Origin of the sequence: Staphylococcus coagulans, assembly GCF_002901995.1 — a bacterium.
Lineage (GTDB): Bacteria > Bacillota > Bacilli > Staphylococcales > Staphylococcaceae > Staphylococcus > Staphylococcus coagulans.
Map to the genome: position 1 here is coordinate 35661 of NZ_PPQN01000042.1, position 16572 is coordinate 52232.

Genomic DNA, 16572 nt, shown 5'->3' on the forward strand with positions numbered 1-16572 from the left:
TCTTATCTTAACATAACCACGTCCGTCGCATAGCTTCTATGTCGCTGTAACTTGTTTTTACCATTTTATTGATAGCCTATGCAACTGTTTTTGTCTTCAATCCTACTAAGGTCTTACATTAAAGGTGTTTTAAAAGGCGATGAATTAGACTTAACTTAATTCAGCAAGCGTGCATATTTATTTAACTGATATCAAAATCGTGACTTGTTGCAGACGATACATACTGTACAAATAATATAAATTAACTAATGTAATATATTTATACTATTAAAATAAATTTAACTACACATGTAATATTTTTTAGAATGATTGGGTATATAAAATTATAAATTATTTTACTGATATGAAGCATATCATGTGGAATAAATAAAAAACTAAAAAAGGAGCATGTGTCATGAAGAAAAAAACATTTTTAGTCAGTACTGTTTTAGTCACAGGGTTACTTTTGGATACGAGTTTTGCAGGATTTGCGCAAGCAGAAACATACAATCATCAAACTCAACAAGCCGAAATCCCAAGTCAAAAGCCAACTGAACCTCCAACAACGGGTCATCTTGAATTAGATCAAAGTAAACTTAAAAGTATCGATGAGAAAAAAGGGAATGTACCTGAAAGAGTTTTTGGTAAAGATGACCGTGTGCGTGTTTCGAACTACAAAGATAGTCCATATCGTCAAGTCGTTCTACTCAATATGACCTTCCCTGATGGTAAAACGTACATTGGTTCAGGTACGATGGTTGGCGATAACGCTGTATTAACTGCTGGTCATAATGTGTATTCAAAAGACGTAGGTTTTGCGACTAAAATTACTGTTTATGCAGGTGTAAACGGTCAAAATTATGAAATTGGTAAAGCAGAGTCTAAAAAATTAATGACATTGAAACAATGGCAAGACTCAGAGGATTCGAATTATGATATGGCATTAATAACATTGGATTCGGATTTAGGTAAGAAAACGGGAACACTTTCTGTGACTTCAAACATGAATGTCAATGAACCGATTGAAACATCTGGCTTTCCTGGAGATAAAGGTGGAAATGTGCAATATCGTGCAAATGGTGTGATTAAAGATTTAACTGAACATAATATTCATTATTTAATGGATACAAATCCAGGTCAAAGTGGAAGTAGTGTGAGAAATACGAACCAACAAGTGATTGGTGTACACACTTATGGTAATGTGGACTTTAACGGAGCGACACGTTTAACTGCGCTAAACATTGATTATATTAAACATTGGATGGGTCAACCTGCAGCACATCCGTATCAAAAAAATGTGAAACTGCTAAATTCAAATAGTACGCTCTGGAAAGACTTAAACTTTAAAAATAAAGTGACTGAAAAACATTTGAAACTAAATGGCACATATAAAGCTAAATACTTATATCATCATCCAAATGGAAAAACTTATTTATCTATTTACGATGCTAACAATAAATGGCTAGGTTATTTGGATAGTAAAGATGTCAAAATCTTAAAATAAGTGAGGTTTGAAACATCAAAAGTGGGTCCATACTTGCAAAGTGTCAGTAACCACACCTTAAGATAGTAGATGTCTAGGTTGCGCAAATGCTTTTGTGTATTTTGCGCAACCCTAGTCATCTCCGCATGACAATCAATGTACAGATTGAGGACCGCTCAATAAGGTGTTTAAGTTTACAACGATTAAATTTTTTCTGATTCGAGTTGACGAATCATATCATAATCTGGCGTTGCATAAAGCGTCTTTTGACTATCATACGTGACAAATCCAGGCTTGCCGCCACTCGGTTTGTGCACGTTTCGAATCGCAGTATAATCAACTGGAATTTGTCCGGATTGACCTGCTTTAGAATAATAGGCCGCAATCATTGCAGCTTCCTCTATCGTTTTTTGGGATGGGTCATCATTTAATATGACTACATGACTGCCAGGAATATCTTTAGTATGAAACCACAAATGCTTATTATGAGCACGTTTATTCGTTAAATAATCATTTTGTTTATTATTTTTACCAACTAAAATCGTATCCCCGTCAGTTGAAAGGTAAGATTGTAACTGAATCTTCTGTTGTTTTTTCTTTCTTTGAAGTTTTTTCTGTTTTAAATAGCCTTGCTCTACTAACTCTTCTCTAATATCATCTATTTCTTGCACTTGAATATGTGCTAGCTGTTGCTCTATATTTTCAAAATAATTGATGTTATCTTTGGTCAATTGGATTTGATGCGTTAATTCTCTTTCACGCGTTTTTAAACGGTTATATTGTTTATAGTAATATTGTGCATTTTCCGCAGGGGAACGTGTTGGATCTAATGGAATGGTCACGTTTTCACCTGTATAGTAATTCAATGCCTCTAAAGAACTGTCTCCATTTTGAAGTCGATATATATTGGCTGTAATCAGCTCGCCATATAATTGTTGGGTTTCTTTATTTTGTGTGCCAGCTTGTTCGTCAATTAGCTTAGCGAGCTTATTTTGATATTTTTGTAATAATTGTTGGACTAGCTTAACGAGATCATTTGCACGTTGTTTTACACGCTCGCGCTCGCCTCTTGCATCATAGAAGCGATCAAGCAATTCGTGAAGCGAATCAAATGTCACGATATCATCGTAAAATTGGTGTAACTTCATAAAGTAGAATTCTTCTTTTCCTGTCTCATGATTTTTGTGGAAAACAGGTTGCGACGGCATCGTTGTTTCTGATATCACTTCATCATAAGCTTCTGGTAATGTTTCAGAAGTCATGAAGTGGCGTCTCATCGTAATTTCTTTAGTGATGAGCGGTGAGAATCCTTCAAAAGTTTGTAGCAGCTGTCGATCAATTTTTCCGGCATTAAAATCGATATAAGATAAAACCTGCTGACCTGTAACGTCATATGGATTGTGCTTGTTTTGACTTGGTGGTGCTTCATATTGGAACCCAGGCATAACAGTACGGTACTGATTTGTATTAGGCGTTAAATGTTTAAAGCCTTCTAAAATTTTTCTATCTTCATTTACTAAAATTAGATTACTATGTTTCCCCATAATTTCTAATATAATTGTGCGATAAATCGTATCGCCAATTTCATCTTTACTTTCAACATCAATTTCAACACGACGGTCATTTCCGATTTGTCGAATGGCATTAATGCGTCCACCTTCTAAATGTTTACGGAATACACGTGCAAACATAGGCGGTTCAAAAGGATTGTCATATTTTTTAGTCGTAATATGAAGGCGTGCGAAATTAGGGTGAATAGATAACAATAATTGATGGTTTTTTCGTTGTTGTCTCACGACCATAATAATTGTATCGTTTTCCGGTTGATTAATTTTATGAATACGCCCAGATACAAGAAATTGTAACGCGTCTACCATTTTTTTTGTAAATAAACCATCAAATGCCATAATCATCTGCCACCTTTAAAATTTTTCATTACACTATTATAACATGTGCCAACAATGACGTCAGACGTAAAGTTTTTAATTTAACGACTCTATACAATATAACAAAAACTGTGGTAAGATATGTAAATAAATAGAAGAATAGCGAAGAAAGGTCGTACGGCATGGATACTGAAAAAGGCTTACTCATAGTTCTCTCGGGCCCTTCTGGCGTTGGTAAGGGCACAGTCAGGAAACGTATTTTTGATGATCCTCACACATCTTATAAATATTCAATCTCAATGACGACACGTGAAATGCGTGAAGGCGAAGCGGATGGGGTGGATTACTTTTTCAAAACAAGAGAGGCATTTGAAAAATTAATTGAAGAAGATGAATTTATTGAATACGCGGAGTATGTCGGAAATTACTACGGGACACCGGTTCAATATGTAAAAGATACAATGAATGCAGGACATGATGTATTTTTAGAAATCGAAGTTGAAGGGGCAAAACAAGTTCGTAAAAAATTTCCAGATGCATTGTTTATCTTTTTAGCGCCACCAAGTCTTGACCACTTGACTGAACGTCTGATTGGTCGTGGCACAGAATCAACTGAAAAGATTCAAAGTCGTGTCAATGAAGCAAAAAAAGAAGTTGAAATGATGAATTTATATGATTACGTTGTAGTGAATGATGAAGTTGATTTGGCAAAAGACCGAATTCAATGTATTGTCGCAGCTGAACATTTAAAACGTGAACGTATAGAAGCTAAATATAGAAAAATGTTATTGGAGGCAAAAAAATAATGTTATACCCATCGCTACATCAATTACAAGATAAAATCAATTCTAAATATTTAATTGCTACAACAGCGGCTAAGCGTGCACGAGAAATCCAAGCCGACCCTGAGCATCTATTACTAGACAGTTACAGCAGTAAAAAAACTGTAGGACGAGCACTTGAAGAAATTGCTGCAAGTAAAATTCATCCACATGTTGATGAGAAAAACTTTTAATTAAGACTTAAATCTCAATATCAAATTATGCGCTTTTCAATAGTCTTCGATAAAGAAGTCATTATTGAAAAGCGTATTTATTTATGGAAGTCATATTTGAACGATGCATAGATAAGCTTTGAAAGTGGCGTTAATGAAAGGGAAGGCTAAATATATTATAATGCCTTTAAGAGTGAAAAAACGGGAGTGGAAATGATGAAAAATATTTTGTTAGCTGTAACAGGTGGTATTGCCGCATATAAAGCCATTGACTTAACGAGTAAGCTTACACAGGCGGGTTTTGATGTACGCGTCATGTTGACTGAGCACGCATTACAATTTGTCACGCCACTATCGTTTCAAGCGATTAGTCGCAATGCGGTATATACCAATACCTTTATTGAAGAAAATCCCGAAGAAATTCAACATATTGCACTAGGGGATTGGGCGGATGCAATCGTTGTTGCACCTGCTACTGCCAATATTATTTCAAAATTGAGCCATGGTATCGCTGATGATATGGTCACAACAACTTTGCTCGCAACGAAGACACCAAAATTTATCGCACCGGCGATGAATGTCAATATGTATGAAAATCCACGCATACAAGACAATATCAAAACTTTGACGGCTGACGGCTATCATTTTATTGAACCTGGAGAAGGATTTTTAGCATGTGGGTATGTAGCAAAAGGCCGCATGGCAGAACCATTAGAAATCAAAAGTGTTCTTGAAAGAGAGAGGGCAGAGAGACCTACATCAACAGAAAAGAACTATTTTAAAGATAAACGTGTACTGATAACGGCAGGTCCAACGGTTGAAATCATTGATCCTGTCCGCTTTGTTTCAAATCGTGCTTCAGGAAAAATGGGTTACGCAATAGCTGAAGCATTGGTATCTTTAGGTGCAAAAGTGACATTGGTATCAGGGCCCACAACACTAGACGTACCTAACGGTGTTGAGTTTGTGTCAGTGACAACAGCAGATGAAATGTTTCATGCGGTAGTAGAATGCTATGAGACACAAGATATTGTATTTAAATCTGCGGCCGTTTCAGACTATACGCCTGTGACACCTTTACCCCATAAAATGAAAAAACAAGACGGCAATGTGACTGTAGAATTTAAAAGAACACAAGATATTCTAAAGTATTTAGGGGAACATAAAACAACACAAAAATTGGTTGGCTTTGCAGCGGAAACACAAAATGTAGCGCATTATGCAAAGGAAAAATTAAAAAATAAAAATGCTGATGTCATCATTGCGAATAATGTTGGAGATCAGTCAATTGGATTTAGTTCAGATGATAACGAAGTGACATTGTTCTTTAAAGAAGGTTCAAGCTACCCGATACAAAAAGGACCTAAAAAAGCACTCGCAACAAAGATTTTATCAGCATTAGAAAGTAGTTGGCATCAATGATTGCTCAAGTTGTTGTTGATATCGCTTCAAAAAGCGTAGATAAAACTTTCGATTATCAAATCCCGAAAGACTTAGAAGGGACTATTCAACCTGGTGTACGTGTAATCGTTCCATTTGGACCTCGAAAAATACAAGGCTATGTCATGAAATGTGTATCTGAAGCTGAAGCCAACTACGATTTATCTCGGCTCAAATCAATTATCGAAGTTAAAGATATTCAACCTGAACTCACTGATGAATTAGTGCAATTGAGTGAATGGTACAGCCATTATTTTATTTCAAAGCGAATATCGATACTTGAGGCGATGTTACCGAGTGCAATTAAAGCGAAATATTCTAAAGCCTTTAAAATAAAAGACCGCACGCAGCTACCAGATAGGCTAGCACAATGTTTTAATAACGATGGAATCTACTTTTATAAACAAGCACAAGCGGACGAAAATATTACTGAAATGTTGTCTTATATGAAAAAAGATGTCGTTGAGGGTGTGACGATTTTATCTCAAAACACGTCAAAGAAAACACAACGTGCAGTACGCATAAATGATTTTGAAGGAGCAGAAGCGCATTTAGAAACACTCACTAAAAGGCCAAAACAATATGAATTGCTCGCTTTTTTATTAGATGAACATCATAGAGATGTAAGTTTAAAAGAACTAAAGGCAATGACTTTCTCAGAGTCAGCAATCAATACTTTAGAGAAGCAAGGTGTAATTGAAAAATACGATGCCATTGTCGAAAGAGACCCGTATGAAGGACGTATATTTGAGCAAGATCAAAAGCGTATTTTAACCTCTGAGCAACAAGCAGCTTTTGTGAAGTTAGAAGATGCTGTCACAAATCAACGTTCAGAGACGTTTTTACTGCACGGTGTTACTGGCTCAGGCAAAACAGAGGTCTATTTACAAATTATTGAGCAAGTTTTAGAACATAATCAAGAAGCGATGATGCTTGTACCAGAGATTGCACTCACACCACAAATGGTCTTCCGCTTCAAACGTCGCTTTGGAGATGAGGTGGCAGTGCTACATTCTGGTTTATCTAAAGGAGAACGTTATGACGAGTGGCAAAAAATAAGAGACGGTCGTGCAAAAGTAAGCGTAGGGGCACGTTCAAGTGTTTTTGCGCCATTCAAAAATTTAGGTATTATTATTATTGATGAAGAGCATGAGTCTACATATAAACAAGAAGATTATCCTAGATATCATGCGAAAGATATTGCGGAATGGCGTAGTCGATATCATCATTGTCCACTTGTTCTAGGTAGCGCAACACCAAGTTTGGAAAGTTATGCAAGAGCAGAAAAAGGCGTATATACATTACTTGACATGCCTACACGTGTAAATCAACAGCCTTTACCTGAAATCGAAATTTTAGATATGCGTGAAGAACTTGCGAATGGCAATCGCTCATTATTTTCAAATGCACTTTCAGATGCGATTGAAGACCGCTTGAATAAAAAAGAACAAGTCGTACTGTTTTTAAATCGTCGGGGTTATGCCTCATTTATGTTATGTCGAGATTGTGGTCATGTGCCTCAATGTCCAAATTGTGATATTTCGCTGACATATCATAAATCCTCTGATCAGTTGAAATGTCATTATTGTGGTCACCAAGAACCTGCACCCACTAAGTGTCCAAATTGTGGAAGTGAACATATTCGTCAAATGGGGACGGGGACACAGCGCGTCGAAGAAATTCTCAATCAACGTTTTCCTGAGGCGCGTATTATACGCATGGACGTTGATACAACGACTAAAAAAGGAAGTCATGAAAAGCTGTTGAAACAGTTTGGAGAGGGAAAAGGTGACATTTTATTAGGAACACAGATGATAGCGAAAGGTTTGGATTTTCCGAATATCACATTAGTCGGTGTTTTGAATGCAGATACGATGCTTAATTTGCCAGATTTTCGCTCGAGTGAACGGACTTTCCAAATATTAACACAAGTTGCAGGTCGTGCAGGACGACATGATAAAAAAGGAGAAGTAATTATTCAAACTTATAATCCTGATCATTATGCCGTGTATGATGTCCAACAAAATGATTATGTCAGCTTTTATCAAAAAGAGATGCAGTATCGAAAGCTTGCTCAATATCCACCGTATTACTATCTCATCAATTTTACAATTACCCATGAAAAAATGAAGGAAGTATTGCAAGCTGCATCACATGTCCATCAAATTTTGTTACAACATCTTACAGATAAAGCGTTTGTATTAGGTCCATCACCATCAGCATTGTCACGCATCAATAACGAATATCGGTTTCAAGTTTTAGTTAAATATAAAAGTGAACCTGCTTTAATCGATGCCTTACGTTATTTAGACGACTATTATCATGAAATGTTTATTAAAAAGAAATTGGCATTAAAAATCGATATCAACCCTCATATGATGATGTAGAAACGATTATTTTAAGTTTTAACCCATTTGATCTTAAACTCATGAACCTCTCTGCTCTAGTAATAAGATTTTGATTGTTAATCGGTGAGCGTATTGAATACGCATGACCAGAAAATTTTGCTGTAGCTAATGATTGCGCAATAGCACTCTGACTTCTCAAACTGCAATTACAAGCTTTTGAGAAGTCTAGTCTGCTTTGCTTTACGAGAAGAATCACCAGCTACAAAATCAGTTTTTAGATGTCGGTCTTATTAAAATAGTACTTAAGAAGACCCAAAATTTATGTTTAAATCCTGTTATGTAGAGAAGAATGAATATACTTGAATATGTGAAATTGAGAGGGATAAAATCGAATATATTCAATAAATCATTGGAGGTTAATCATGCTTATTAAAAACAAATGGTATTTATCTATATTGATTATTTTATTTATTGTAGCATTTTTGATGGCATCAAATGTTAAAGTTTTTGATCCATCATTCTGGACGACAGTATTTAATGTCATTATGATTGTTAAATTTTTACTTATTTTCATAGGCACTTCACTCTAAACAGATAATAAAAAGGAATAGAATTTACTTCAAATAGATAGTTAATCCCTGGTAAATAGTTCAGTTATAATGAGTAATTAGGTAAACTTATGCATTTTACGTTATTCATCTTCATCTGTTAGATTGTCATCGTCAGCTTCGATATCTCCCTCGTGGTCTTGTTCTTGTTCATGTTGCTCTTCCCACTCTAATTGATCTTGAATCCACTTTTCATGTGCCTTTTGTTCTTCAGGTGTTCTATAGACACCATTATGGTCATAATCAATTGTTTCTGGTTCGTGCGTATCGTATACTGACTTTTCTTCTCCGCGCTCGATACGTAATGAGCTTTCATATGCTGCTGATGCTGGTCCTTCCATTACGTTGCCTTGAGGAATGACGCCATTCGCTATTGCACTATTATAGGCTTCGATTTTTTGTGTCTCAGTATAATCACCGTTGAGTATCTGTTCTAATGTTGCTCTATCTCTCACATTATGTGTATCCAATTGAGTTTGTGATGTATTTTCTCGAACTGCCGTTTCATTCTCTTCTTCTTTAACATCCTCATTAGTTGTGACAGCATTGGCTTGGGGCTTTTCAACTGTTTTATTTTTGGAAGCGTGTTTTTCTTCTTTAGAATGGTGTTCATGTTTAGACGTGCTTTGCATATTGGTGTCGGTTTCGCTACAAGCTGTTAAAATCAAAAGGCTTGTAAAAATTAAAGTGAATATTTTTCTCATTAATAATCTCCTCCATAAATGATTGATAGGTGTTAACAATTGTATTTTTTTGCATTGAAAACTTTTCTAAACTTGCATAGGTGAACAAATAAAATCGAGTTAAACTTTTTCGTTTAAATGCATTAAATAGTTCCAAATGACAATTTTAAAGTTTGTACAATGTTGTTAAACACAATATTAATATTATTGCTCGAAATATAGATTGGCGCAATCTTTTTTGAATAGTTTAAAACGCTAAGATAGTTTTTTAATGGTATCAAAAGTAATAATAATTTTTTTCATCATTTGTCATTAAAAAAGGTTAGATTGTTGTAACATAAGTTAAAGTTGAGGATGGTGTTTCATTCTCATGTATCGCTTCATTATTTTTGTTATGATGAAAGCGGATAGTTATCGCAATTTTTGACGTAATAAGCTATAATATAATGATAAATTTTTTATGAGGAGCTGGAGCTTCATATGATAAAAAAGATAAGAACGAATATTCATCCGAGTCTCAGAAAAAAGTCAGCCCCTGTGACGAAATTTGACAGCCACGTTGAATGTGTTCTACAAGATCTTGAAGATACGATGTATGATGCAGGGGGCCAAGCATTGGCAGCGCCTCAAATTGGTGTGGAAGAACAAATTGCACTGGTCGATATGGAGCAAGATGGTCTATTACAATTGATTAACCCAGAAGTCATCAGTCAATCTGATGAAAAGACGACAGAACTAGAAGGTTGTTTAAGTGTTCCTGGACGTTTTGGTGAAGTGACGAGAAGTCAAATGATTAAAGTAAAGAGTTTTGATATTAACGGTAATGAAGTCGAGTTAACAGCGTATGATGATATCGCTCGTATGATCTTACATGTGATTGATAATTTAAACGGGATATTATTTGTAGATGTGATGGATCGTGAAATTTCTGATGCAGAATTGGAGGCATATTTAGAAGATGAGTAAAATAATTTTTATGGGTACACCTGATTTTTCAACATCAATTTTAGAAATGCTAATTGAAAAAGAAGAGGTCATTGCGGTGGTTACGCAACCGGATAGACCCGTCGGACGTAAGCGTGTTTTAACACCGCCACCTGTAAAACAAGTGGCCGTTGCACATCAAATTCCTGTTTATCAACCTGAAAAGTTAGTGCATTCAGACGAATTGGAACAGTTACTAGAAATGGAGTGTGACCTCATTGTGACTGCGGCATTTGGTCAGTTATTACCTGAACAATTGTTGGAACATCCGCGTTTTGGTGCTGTAAACGTACACGCATCCTTATTACCTAAATACCGTGGTGGTGCACCCATTCATCAATCGATTATTGATGGTGAAGCTGAAACAGGTGTAACGATCATGTATATGGTCAAAAAACTAGATGCCGGTGACATTATCTCTCAACGTGCGATTCCAATTGAAGCGGAAGACAATGTAGGGACGATGCATGATAAATTGAGTCAACTCGGTACAGAATTATTAGAAGAAACGCTTCCATCTCTGTTAAATGGTACAAATTCACGTACACCTCAAGATGAGGCGCATGTATCATTCGCTTCGAATATACAACGTGAAGATGAACGCATACACTGGGATCGTGATGCATCGACAATTTATAACCATATTAGAGGTTTGTCCCCATGGCCAGTCGCATATACGCAATTTGAGGATAAAACAATGAAAATATACGCCGCTGAAATTGTAAAAAATCAAAGTGGCAAAGCAGGTCAAATTATTGGAACGACAAAAAGACAAATCATTGTCGGAACTGGCTCTGAGGATAGCATTGCGTTAACTGACATACAGTTATCAGGGAAAAAACGTATGCCAGTATCGCAATTCCTGAGTGGTTACCAAGAAGAGCTTGTAGGAAAGGAATTTATGTAAATGGCAACGGTACGTGAACTGAGTTTGATGACGATTGAAGCTGTCATTAAAGACGGGGCTTATAGTAACTTAAAAATGAATGAAACATTGCAGTCTTATGCTTTAAATCCAGCAGACCGTGCATTATATACTGAACTTGTTTATGGGACGATTAAACGAAAACTAACTTTAGATTTTTATTTGAAACCTTTTGTTAAAACGAAAATTAAAGGCTGGGTGCGTCGACTTTTATGGATGAGTCTGTACCAACATCTCTATTTGGATAAAATTCCAACACATGCAATTATTCATGAAGCAGTGAACATTGCTAAACAACGTGGAGGTCAACAGACAGGAAACGTGGTCAATGCGATTTTAAGACAAGTGATGACGCAAAATCTTCCTGATATCGATGCGATAAAGAAGAAAGAAATACGTCTCTCTGTAAAATACAGTATTCCTGTCTGGATTATAAAGCATTGGTTAACCCATTTTGGAGAAGCTGTGACGACCTCTATTGCTGAAAACTTATTATTACCCGCTGCGCAAACGGTACGTGTGAATCAAACTCGAATCGCCATTGACGAGGCAAAAGAAGCTCTAGAAAAAGAAGGATTACGCGTTGAAAAGGATGACCATTTGCCTGAATGTTTACATGTTTCAGGTCATGGCGTGATGCATACATCTCTTTTTAAAAAAGGTTATGTGAGTATTCAAGACAAAAGTTCAATGTTTGTTGCGCACATGTTAAACCTTCAATCAGGAGATTCGGTCTTAGATAGTTGTAGTGCACCAGGGGGTAAAGCATGTCATATTGCGGAATTATTAAATGGGACAGGCCAGGTGTTAGCTACAGATTTGCATGACCATAAAATTACGTTAATAGAAAATAATATTCATAAGTTGGGGCTTACGCATATTAAAGCGATGCAACATGATGCAACGAAACCTTATGATCAGATGTTTGACAAGATACTTTTAGATGCGCCTTGTAGTGGTTTAGGGGTGATTCGACATAAACCAGAAATCAAGTATACAATGACACCTGAAGTTATAGATGAATTAGTGACAATTCAACTTAAGTTATTAAATAATGTTGCTCAGAATTTGAAACCAGGGGGTACACTTGTCTATTCGACTTGTACAATTGAGCAACTAGAAAATGAAAATGTGATTTATACATTTTTAAAGTCAAATCATGATTTTGAATTTGACCCTGTGATTGACCCGCGCAATGGAGAATATACAAAAACATTACAACTCTTACCGCAAGATATGAATACAGATGGTTTCTTTATCACGAGAGTAAAAAAGAAAGGATAATGGTGAATGATTACAGTTGAAAAAAAGAAGAAAAATAAATTTCTTCCTGATTTTGAAAAGCAATCGATTTATTCGTTACGATTTGATGAAATGAAGGATTGGTTGAAAGAACAAGGGCAACAAAGTTTTAGAGCAAAGCAAATATTTGAATGGTTATATGAGAAAAGAGTTAATAGTTTTGAAGAAATGACAAATCTCTCAAAAGATTTAAGACATTTATTGGACTCTCATTTTTCAATTACGACGTTACAAACCGTCGTTAAACAAGAAAGCCGAGACGGTACGATTAAGTTTTTATTTGAATTACAAGATGGCTATACAATTGAAACAGTATTAATGCGTCACGATTATGGAAATTCAGTTTGTGTGACTACACAAGTTGGTTGCCGTATAGGGTGTACGTTTTGTGCTTCTACACTTGGAGGATTGAAGCGAAATCTTGAGGCTGGCGAAATCGTGTCTCAAGTTTTAACTGTTCAAAAAGCATTAGATGAAACAGAGGAGCGTGTCTCTTCTATTGTAATTATGGGCATAGGTGAACCATTTGAAAACTATGATGAGATGATGGATTTCTTAAAAATTGTAAATGATGATAATGGTTTGAATATTGGTGCACGTCATATTACAGTATCAACTTCAGGTATTGTACCTAGAATTTATGACTTTGCTGATGAATCATTACAAATTAATTTTGCGGTGAGTTTGCATGCAGCAAATAACGAAATTCGTTCAAAACTAATGCCGATTAATAGAGCTTACGATGTCAACAAATTGATGGATGCTATTCAATACTACCAAGAAAAAACAAACCGTCGTATCACGTTTGAATATGGCTTGTTTGGCGGCGTGAACGATCAAATCGAGCATGCACGTGAACTTGCACAACTGATTAAACCGCTCAACTGTCACGTGAATTTAATTCCTGTTAACCATGTTCCTGAGAGGAATTATGTTAAAACACCAAAAGATGATATTTTTAAATTTGAAAAGGAATTAAAAAAATTAGGAATCAATGCTACAATTAGACGTGAACAAGGTTCGGATATTGATGCTGCGTGTGGACAGCTAAGAGCAAAGGAACGACAAGCAGAAACGAGGTAGAACATAATGTTAAATGCAGAATTTTTTTCAGTGACAGGGAATTTTCGTGAAAACAATGAAGATGCAGGTGGTGTGTTTTATAACAAAACAGATCAACAACTTTTAGTCATGTGTGATGGGATGGGCGGACATCAAGCAGGTGAGGTCGCATCTCAATTTGTCGTAGAAGCTTTACAAACACGATTTGAAGCAGAAAATTATATTGAGCCAGAACAAGCAGAACATTGGTTGAAACATACTTTACAAGTTGTGAATCGTGATCTATATGATACAGCACAACAAAATCCTGCTTATCAAGGTATGGGAACAACATGCGTCTGTGCACTTGTGTTTGACCATCATATTGTGGTCGCAAACGTAGGGGATTCCCGTGCTTATCTTACGAATGGAAGACGTATGGATCAAATTACGATTGATCATACATTTGTAAATCAATTGGTGATGCTAGGAGAAATAACTGAGGAAGAAGCTTTTCTACACCCAAGAAGACATATTATCACTAAAGTCATGGGAACAAATCGTTTTGTTACACCAGATATCTTTACGAAGCGAACACAATTTTATCAATATCTGATTTTAAATTCTGACGGTTTAACTGATTATGTCAAATCTCATAAAATACATGATGTTTTAAAACAAGAGCAAGATATTCATGCGACAGGTCAAGCGATTCTTGATCTTGCTGTCGAACATGAAGCGAAAGATAATATTTCTTTTGTTCTTGCAGAAATTGCAGGTGAGCCTGTATGATAGGGCGTTTGATAGATGATCGCTATGAATTAACCCAAATTCTTGGCGGCGGTGGTATGTCGAATGTCTACGTTGCAATGGACACCATTTTAAATCGTAAAGTGGCAGTCAAGTTGATTCATATTTTGCCGAATGAAAAACAAGCAACAGTGCAACGCTTTGAAAGAGAAGTGCAAAATACGACACGGTTATCACATAAAAATATTGTGAGCGTACTCGATGTTGGTGAAGAAGATGATTGTTTCTTTTTAGTGATGGAATATATTGAGGGACCGACTTTATCAGATTATATAAAAGCACACGGCCCCTTACAGCCACAAAAAGCACTACAATTTATGGACCAAATTTTAAGTGGTATCCGTCATGCACATGAACAAGGGATTATCCATCGGGATATTAAGCCGCAAAATATGATTATTGATCGTAATCAAACATTAAAAATTGTAGATTTTGGAATCGCCAAAGCGTTAAGTGAAACAGCGATGACACAGACGAATCATGTGGTCGGAACAGTGCAATATCTTTCGCCAGAACAAGCAAAAGGTGAGAAAACCGGAGAGCGCTCTGATATTTATTCTTTAGGTATCGTTTTGTATGAAATGTTAACTGGACAACCGCCATTTAATGGTGAAACGCCTGTTAGTATTGCGATTAAGCAGATACAAGAGACAGTCCCTAATGTAAGTGATAAAAGAAGAGATGTTCCGCAAGCATTAAGTAATGTCATTTTAAAAGCGACAGAAAAAGAGCAAAGTAATAGATATCGCTCTGTCTCAGAGATGGCGAGTGATGTCATGTCTACACTAGATCCTAGTCGTAAAAATGAACCCCTTTATGAATCGGATACATCTAAAACGAAAACAGTGCCTATTGATAAAAATGCGCTAAAGATAGAACAAGATAAACAAAATAAATCTGTAAAAGAAACAACACAAATTCCAATCGTTCAAACTGAAAAACAAGCTGAACCTAAACAGTCTAAGAAGGCCTCTTATTATGTGCCAACACAGAAACGCTCTGTCCGCAAAAAAGTGGTCTTTGGTTTTATCCTAGTCCTGTTAGTCGCAAGTTTGTTTGTTTTTATGGCTGCAGCTATGATTGGCAATAAATATAGCCAAGTCCCTGATGTACTTGGTAAATCAGAACAACAAACCGAAAAGTTATTAAAAGATAACAAGCTTAAAATTGGCCACATTTCACACGAATATAGTGACCATTATGATAAAGAACGTGTTATGGCGATTAAACCTGAAGCTGGTTCAAAAGTAGAACAAAACAGTCAGGTTGATATTATTATTTCTAAAGGCCAACATATTGAGAAAATGCCGAATCTCATTGGTATGACTAAACGTGATGCTGAAAATAAATTGAAGTCATTAGGCTTTAGTCATGTGACTTTTACAACTGCATACACACAAAACGATATTGAAAAAGGAAGCATAGAAGCACAAAGTATTACACCAGGGGAAAATGTTGTCGTTACTAAAGATGCAGTACAGATTACTGAGTCACTTGGAAAGCGACAAATCTATGTCGATGATTACACAAATCAAGATTATGATAAGGTCAAACAAGAGTTGGAAGAAAAAGGTTTAAATGTTGAAATAGAAAAAGAGCGTGCAGATCATCATGTGAAAGAAAATCATATCATTAACCACACCCCTAAAAAGACGAACGTCGATGAAGGAGACACTGTAAGATTTATCATCTCTACCGGCAAAGAAGAAGATGATGATGACAGTGAGGATAAAGCAGATCGTGATTCTAAAATTGTGCGGGAGAAAACTTATTCTGAAAATGTGACAATTCCATATAGTGGCAAAAACAAAAAAGCGCAAAAAGTAGAAGTGTATATCCAAGATAAAAATAATGATAGTGATTCACCGGCTGAAACTTTCACTATTTCCAAAAGCATTTATTATCCTTTAAATTTAACAATACCTAAAGATGATTCAGGTCATTATGAAATTAAAGTAGATGGGAAAACGGTTGACAGAAAAACAATTCATTACGATGATTTATAACTAATCAATACGCCATATGATTCAAATGTTGTTTGAGCATTCGAAATCATATGGCGTATTACTCATATTGTATATATTTAAAT

At 35.9% G+C, this 16572-nt stretch carries 14 protein-coding genes; 12 read left to right on the plus strand and 2 right to left on the minus strand.

The window, feature by feature from the left end; all coding sequences use genetic code 11:
- Positions 1-394 precede the first annotated feature (394 nt).
- Positions 395-1483 (plus strand): trypsin-like serine peptidase, encoded by a 1089-nt coding sequence (locus CD118_RS09060; RefSeq protein ID WP_060830050.1) that lies wholly within the window; start codon positions 395-397, stop codon positions 1481-1483.
- A gap of 182 nt (positions 1484-1665) precedes the next feature.
- Here CD118_RS09060 and CD118_RS09065 read toward each other — a convergent pair whose 3' ends face one another.
- On the minus strand, positions 1666-3369 hold the full coding sequence (locus tag CD118_RS09065; RefSeq protein WP_060830049.1) for an Rqc2 family fibronectin-binding protein: 1704 nt from the start codon (positions 3367-3369) through the stop codon (positions 1666-1668).
- 161 nt (positions 3370-3530) lie between these two features.
- On the opposite strand from CD118_RS09065, the gene gmk reads away from it, so the two are divergent.
- The 5 genes from gmk (at position 3531) to CD118_RS12025 (ending at position 8720) form a co-directional block, all read left to right on the plus strand.
- Positions 3531-4154: a guanylate kinase gene (gene gmk, locus CD118_RS09070; RefSeq protein WP_016424858.1), complete on the plus strand. Its 624-nt coding sequence runs from the start codon at positions 3531-3533 to the stop codon at positions 4152-4154.
- A complete protein-coding gene (gene rpoZ, locus CD118_RS09075; RefSeq protein ID WP_016424859.1) occupies positions 4154-4363 on the plus strand; it encodes a DNA-directed RNA polymerase subunit omega in 210 nt (69 codons plus the stop codon). The genes gmk and rpoZ overlap by 1 nt, the downstream gene beginning before the upstream one ends.
- Before the next feature lie 195 nt (positions 4364-4558).
- On the plus strand, positions 4559-5764 hold the full coding sequence (coaBC, locus tag CD118_RS09080) for a bifunctional phosphopantothenoylcysteine decarboxylase/phosphopantothenate--cysteine ligase CoaBC (protein ID WP_060830048.1): 1206 nt from the start codon (positions 4559-4561) through the stop codon (positions 5762-5764).
- Positions 5761-8169, plus strand: a complete 2409-nt coding sequence (gene priA / locus CD118_RS09085; protein ID WP_103356593.1) for a primosomal protein N' — start codon at positions 5761-5763, stop codon at positions 8167-8169. The genes coaBC and priA overlap by 4 nt, the downstream gene beginning before the upstream one ends.
- A gap of 383 nt (positions 8170-8552) precedes the next feature.
- Entirely contained in the window at positions 8553-8720 is a 168-nt protein-coding gene (locus CD118_RS12025; protein WP_169925602.1) for a hypothetical protein, read from the plus strand.
- A 101-nt stretch (positions 8721-8821) separates the two neighbouring features.
- On the opposite strand, the gene CD118_RS09090 is transcribed toward CD118_RS12025, so the two are convergent.
- Positions 8822-9442, minus strand: a complete 621-nt coding sequence (locus CD118_RS09090; RefSeq protein WP_103356594.1) for a hypothetical protein — start codon at positions 9440-9442, stop codon at positions 8822-8824.
- A 459-nt stretch (positions 9443-9901) separates the two neighbouring features.
- Here CD118_RS09090 and def point away from each other — a divergent pair, with 459 nt between their 5' ends.
- From def to pknB, 6 genes are read left to right on the plus strand one after another with little or no spacing between them, the layout of a single operon-like run.
- Positions 9902-10387, plus strand: a complete 486-nt coding sequence (gene def / locus CD118_RS09095; RefSeq protein WP_060830045.1) for a peptide deformylase — start codon at positions 9902-9904, stop codon at positions 10385-10387.
- On the plus strand, positions 10380-11312 hold the full coding sequence (gene fmt, locus CD118_RS09100; RefSeq protein WP_060830044.1) for a methionyl-tRNA formyltransferase: 933 nt from the start codon (positions 10380-10382) through the stop codon (positions 11310-11312). Before def ends, fmt begins: the two co-directional genes overlap by 8 nt.
- A complete protein-coding gene (gene rsmB / locus CD118_RS09105) occupies positions 11313-12614 on the plus strand; it encodes a 16S rRNA (cytosine(967)-C(5))-methyltransferase RsmB (protein WP_103356595.1) in 1302 nt (433 codons plus the stop codon).
- Positions 12615-12620: 6 nt separating this feature from the next.
- Positions 12621-13715 (plus strand): dual-specificity RNA methyltransferase RlmN, encoded by a 1095-nt coding sequence (rlmN, locus tag CD118_RS09110; RefSeq protein ID WP_060830042.1) that lies wholly within the window; start codon positions 12621-12623, stop codon positions 13713-13715.
- Between the two features lie 6 nt (positions 13716-13721).
- Complete coding sequence (locus tag CD118_RS09115; protein WP_016424868.1) at positions 13722-14465, plus strand: Stp1/IreP family PP2C-type Ser/Thr phosphatase; 744 nt, start codon at positions 13722-13724, stop codon at positions 14463-14465.
- Entirely contained in the window at positions 14462-16489 is a 2028-nt protein-coding gene (pknB, locus tag CD118_RS09120; protein WP_103356596.1) for a Stk1 family PASTA domain-containing Ser/Thr kinase, read from the plus strand. The genes CD118_RS09115 and pknB overlap by 4 nt, the downstream gene beginning before the upstream one ends.
- The last annotated feature ends 83 nt before the right edge of the window (positions 16490-16572 follow it).

Excerpts from the sequence above, each read along its gene's own strand:
- CD118_RS09060 (WP_060830050.1), top strand. The coding sequence starts at position 395 with ATGAAGAAAAAAACATTTTTAGTCAGTACTGTTTTAGTCACAGGGTTA.
- CD118_RS09065 (WP_060830049.1), bottom strand. The coding sequence starts at position 3,369 with ATGGCATTTGATGGTTTATTTACAAAAAAAATGGTAGACGCGTTACAA.
- gmk (WP_016424858.1), top strand. The coding sequence starts at position 3,531 with ATGGATACTGAAAAAGGCTTACTCATAGTTCTCTCGGGCCCTTCTGGC.
- rpoZ (WP_016424859.1), top strand. The coding sequence starts at position 4,154 with ATGTTATACCCATCGCTACATCAATTACAAGATAAAATCAATTCTAAA.
- coaBC (WP_060830048.1), top strand. The coding sequence starts at position 4,559 with ATGAAAAATATTTTGTTAGCTGTAACAGGTGGTATTGCCGCATATAAA.
- priA (WP_103356593.1), top strand. The coding sequence starts at position 5,761 with ATGATTGCTCAAGTTGTTGTTGATATCGCTTCAAAAAGCGTAGATAAA.
- CD118_RS12025 (WP_169925602.1), top strand. The coding sequence starts at position 8,553 with ATGCTTATTAAAAACAAATGGTATTTATCTATATTGATTATTTTATTT.
- CD118_RS09090 (WP_103356594.1), bottom strand. The coding sequence starts at position 9,442 with ATGAGAAAAATATTCACTTTAATTTTTACAAGCCTTTTGATTTTAACA.
- def (WP_060830045.1), top strand. The coding sequence starts at position 9,902 with ATGATAAAAAAGATAAGAACGAATATTCATCCGAGTCTCAGAAAAAAG.
- fmt (WP_060830044.1), top strand. The coding sequence starts at position 10,380 with ATGAGTAAAATAATTTTTATGGGTACACCTGATTTTTCAACATCAATT.
- rsmB (WP_103356595.1), top strand. The coding sequence starts at position 11,313 with ATGGCAACGGTACGTGAACTGAGTTTGATGACGATTGAAGCTGTCATT.
- rlmN (WP_060830042.1), top strand. The coding sequence starts at position 12,621 with ATGATTACAGTTGAAAAAAAGAAGAAAAATAAATTTCTTCCTGATTTT.
- CD118_RS09115 (WP_016424868.1), top strand. The coding sequence starts at position 13,722 with ATGTTAAATGCAGAATTTTTTTCAGTGACAGGGAATTTTCGTGAAAAC.
- pknB (WP_103356596.1), top strand. The coding sequence starts at position 14,462 with ATGATAGGGCGTTTGATAGATGATCGCTATGAATTAACCCAAATTCTT.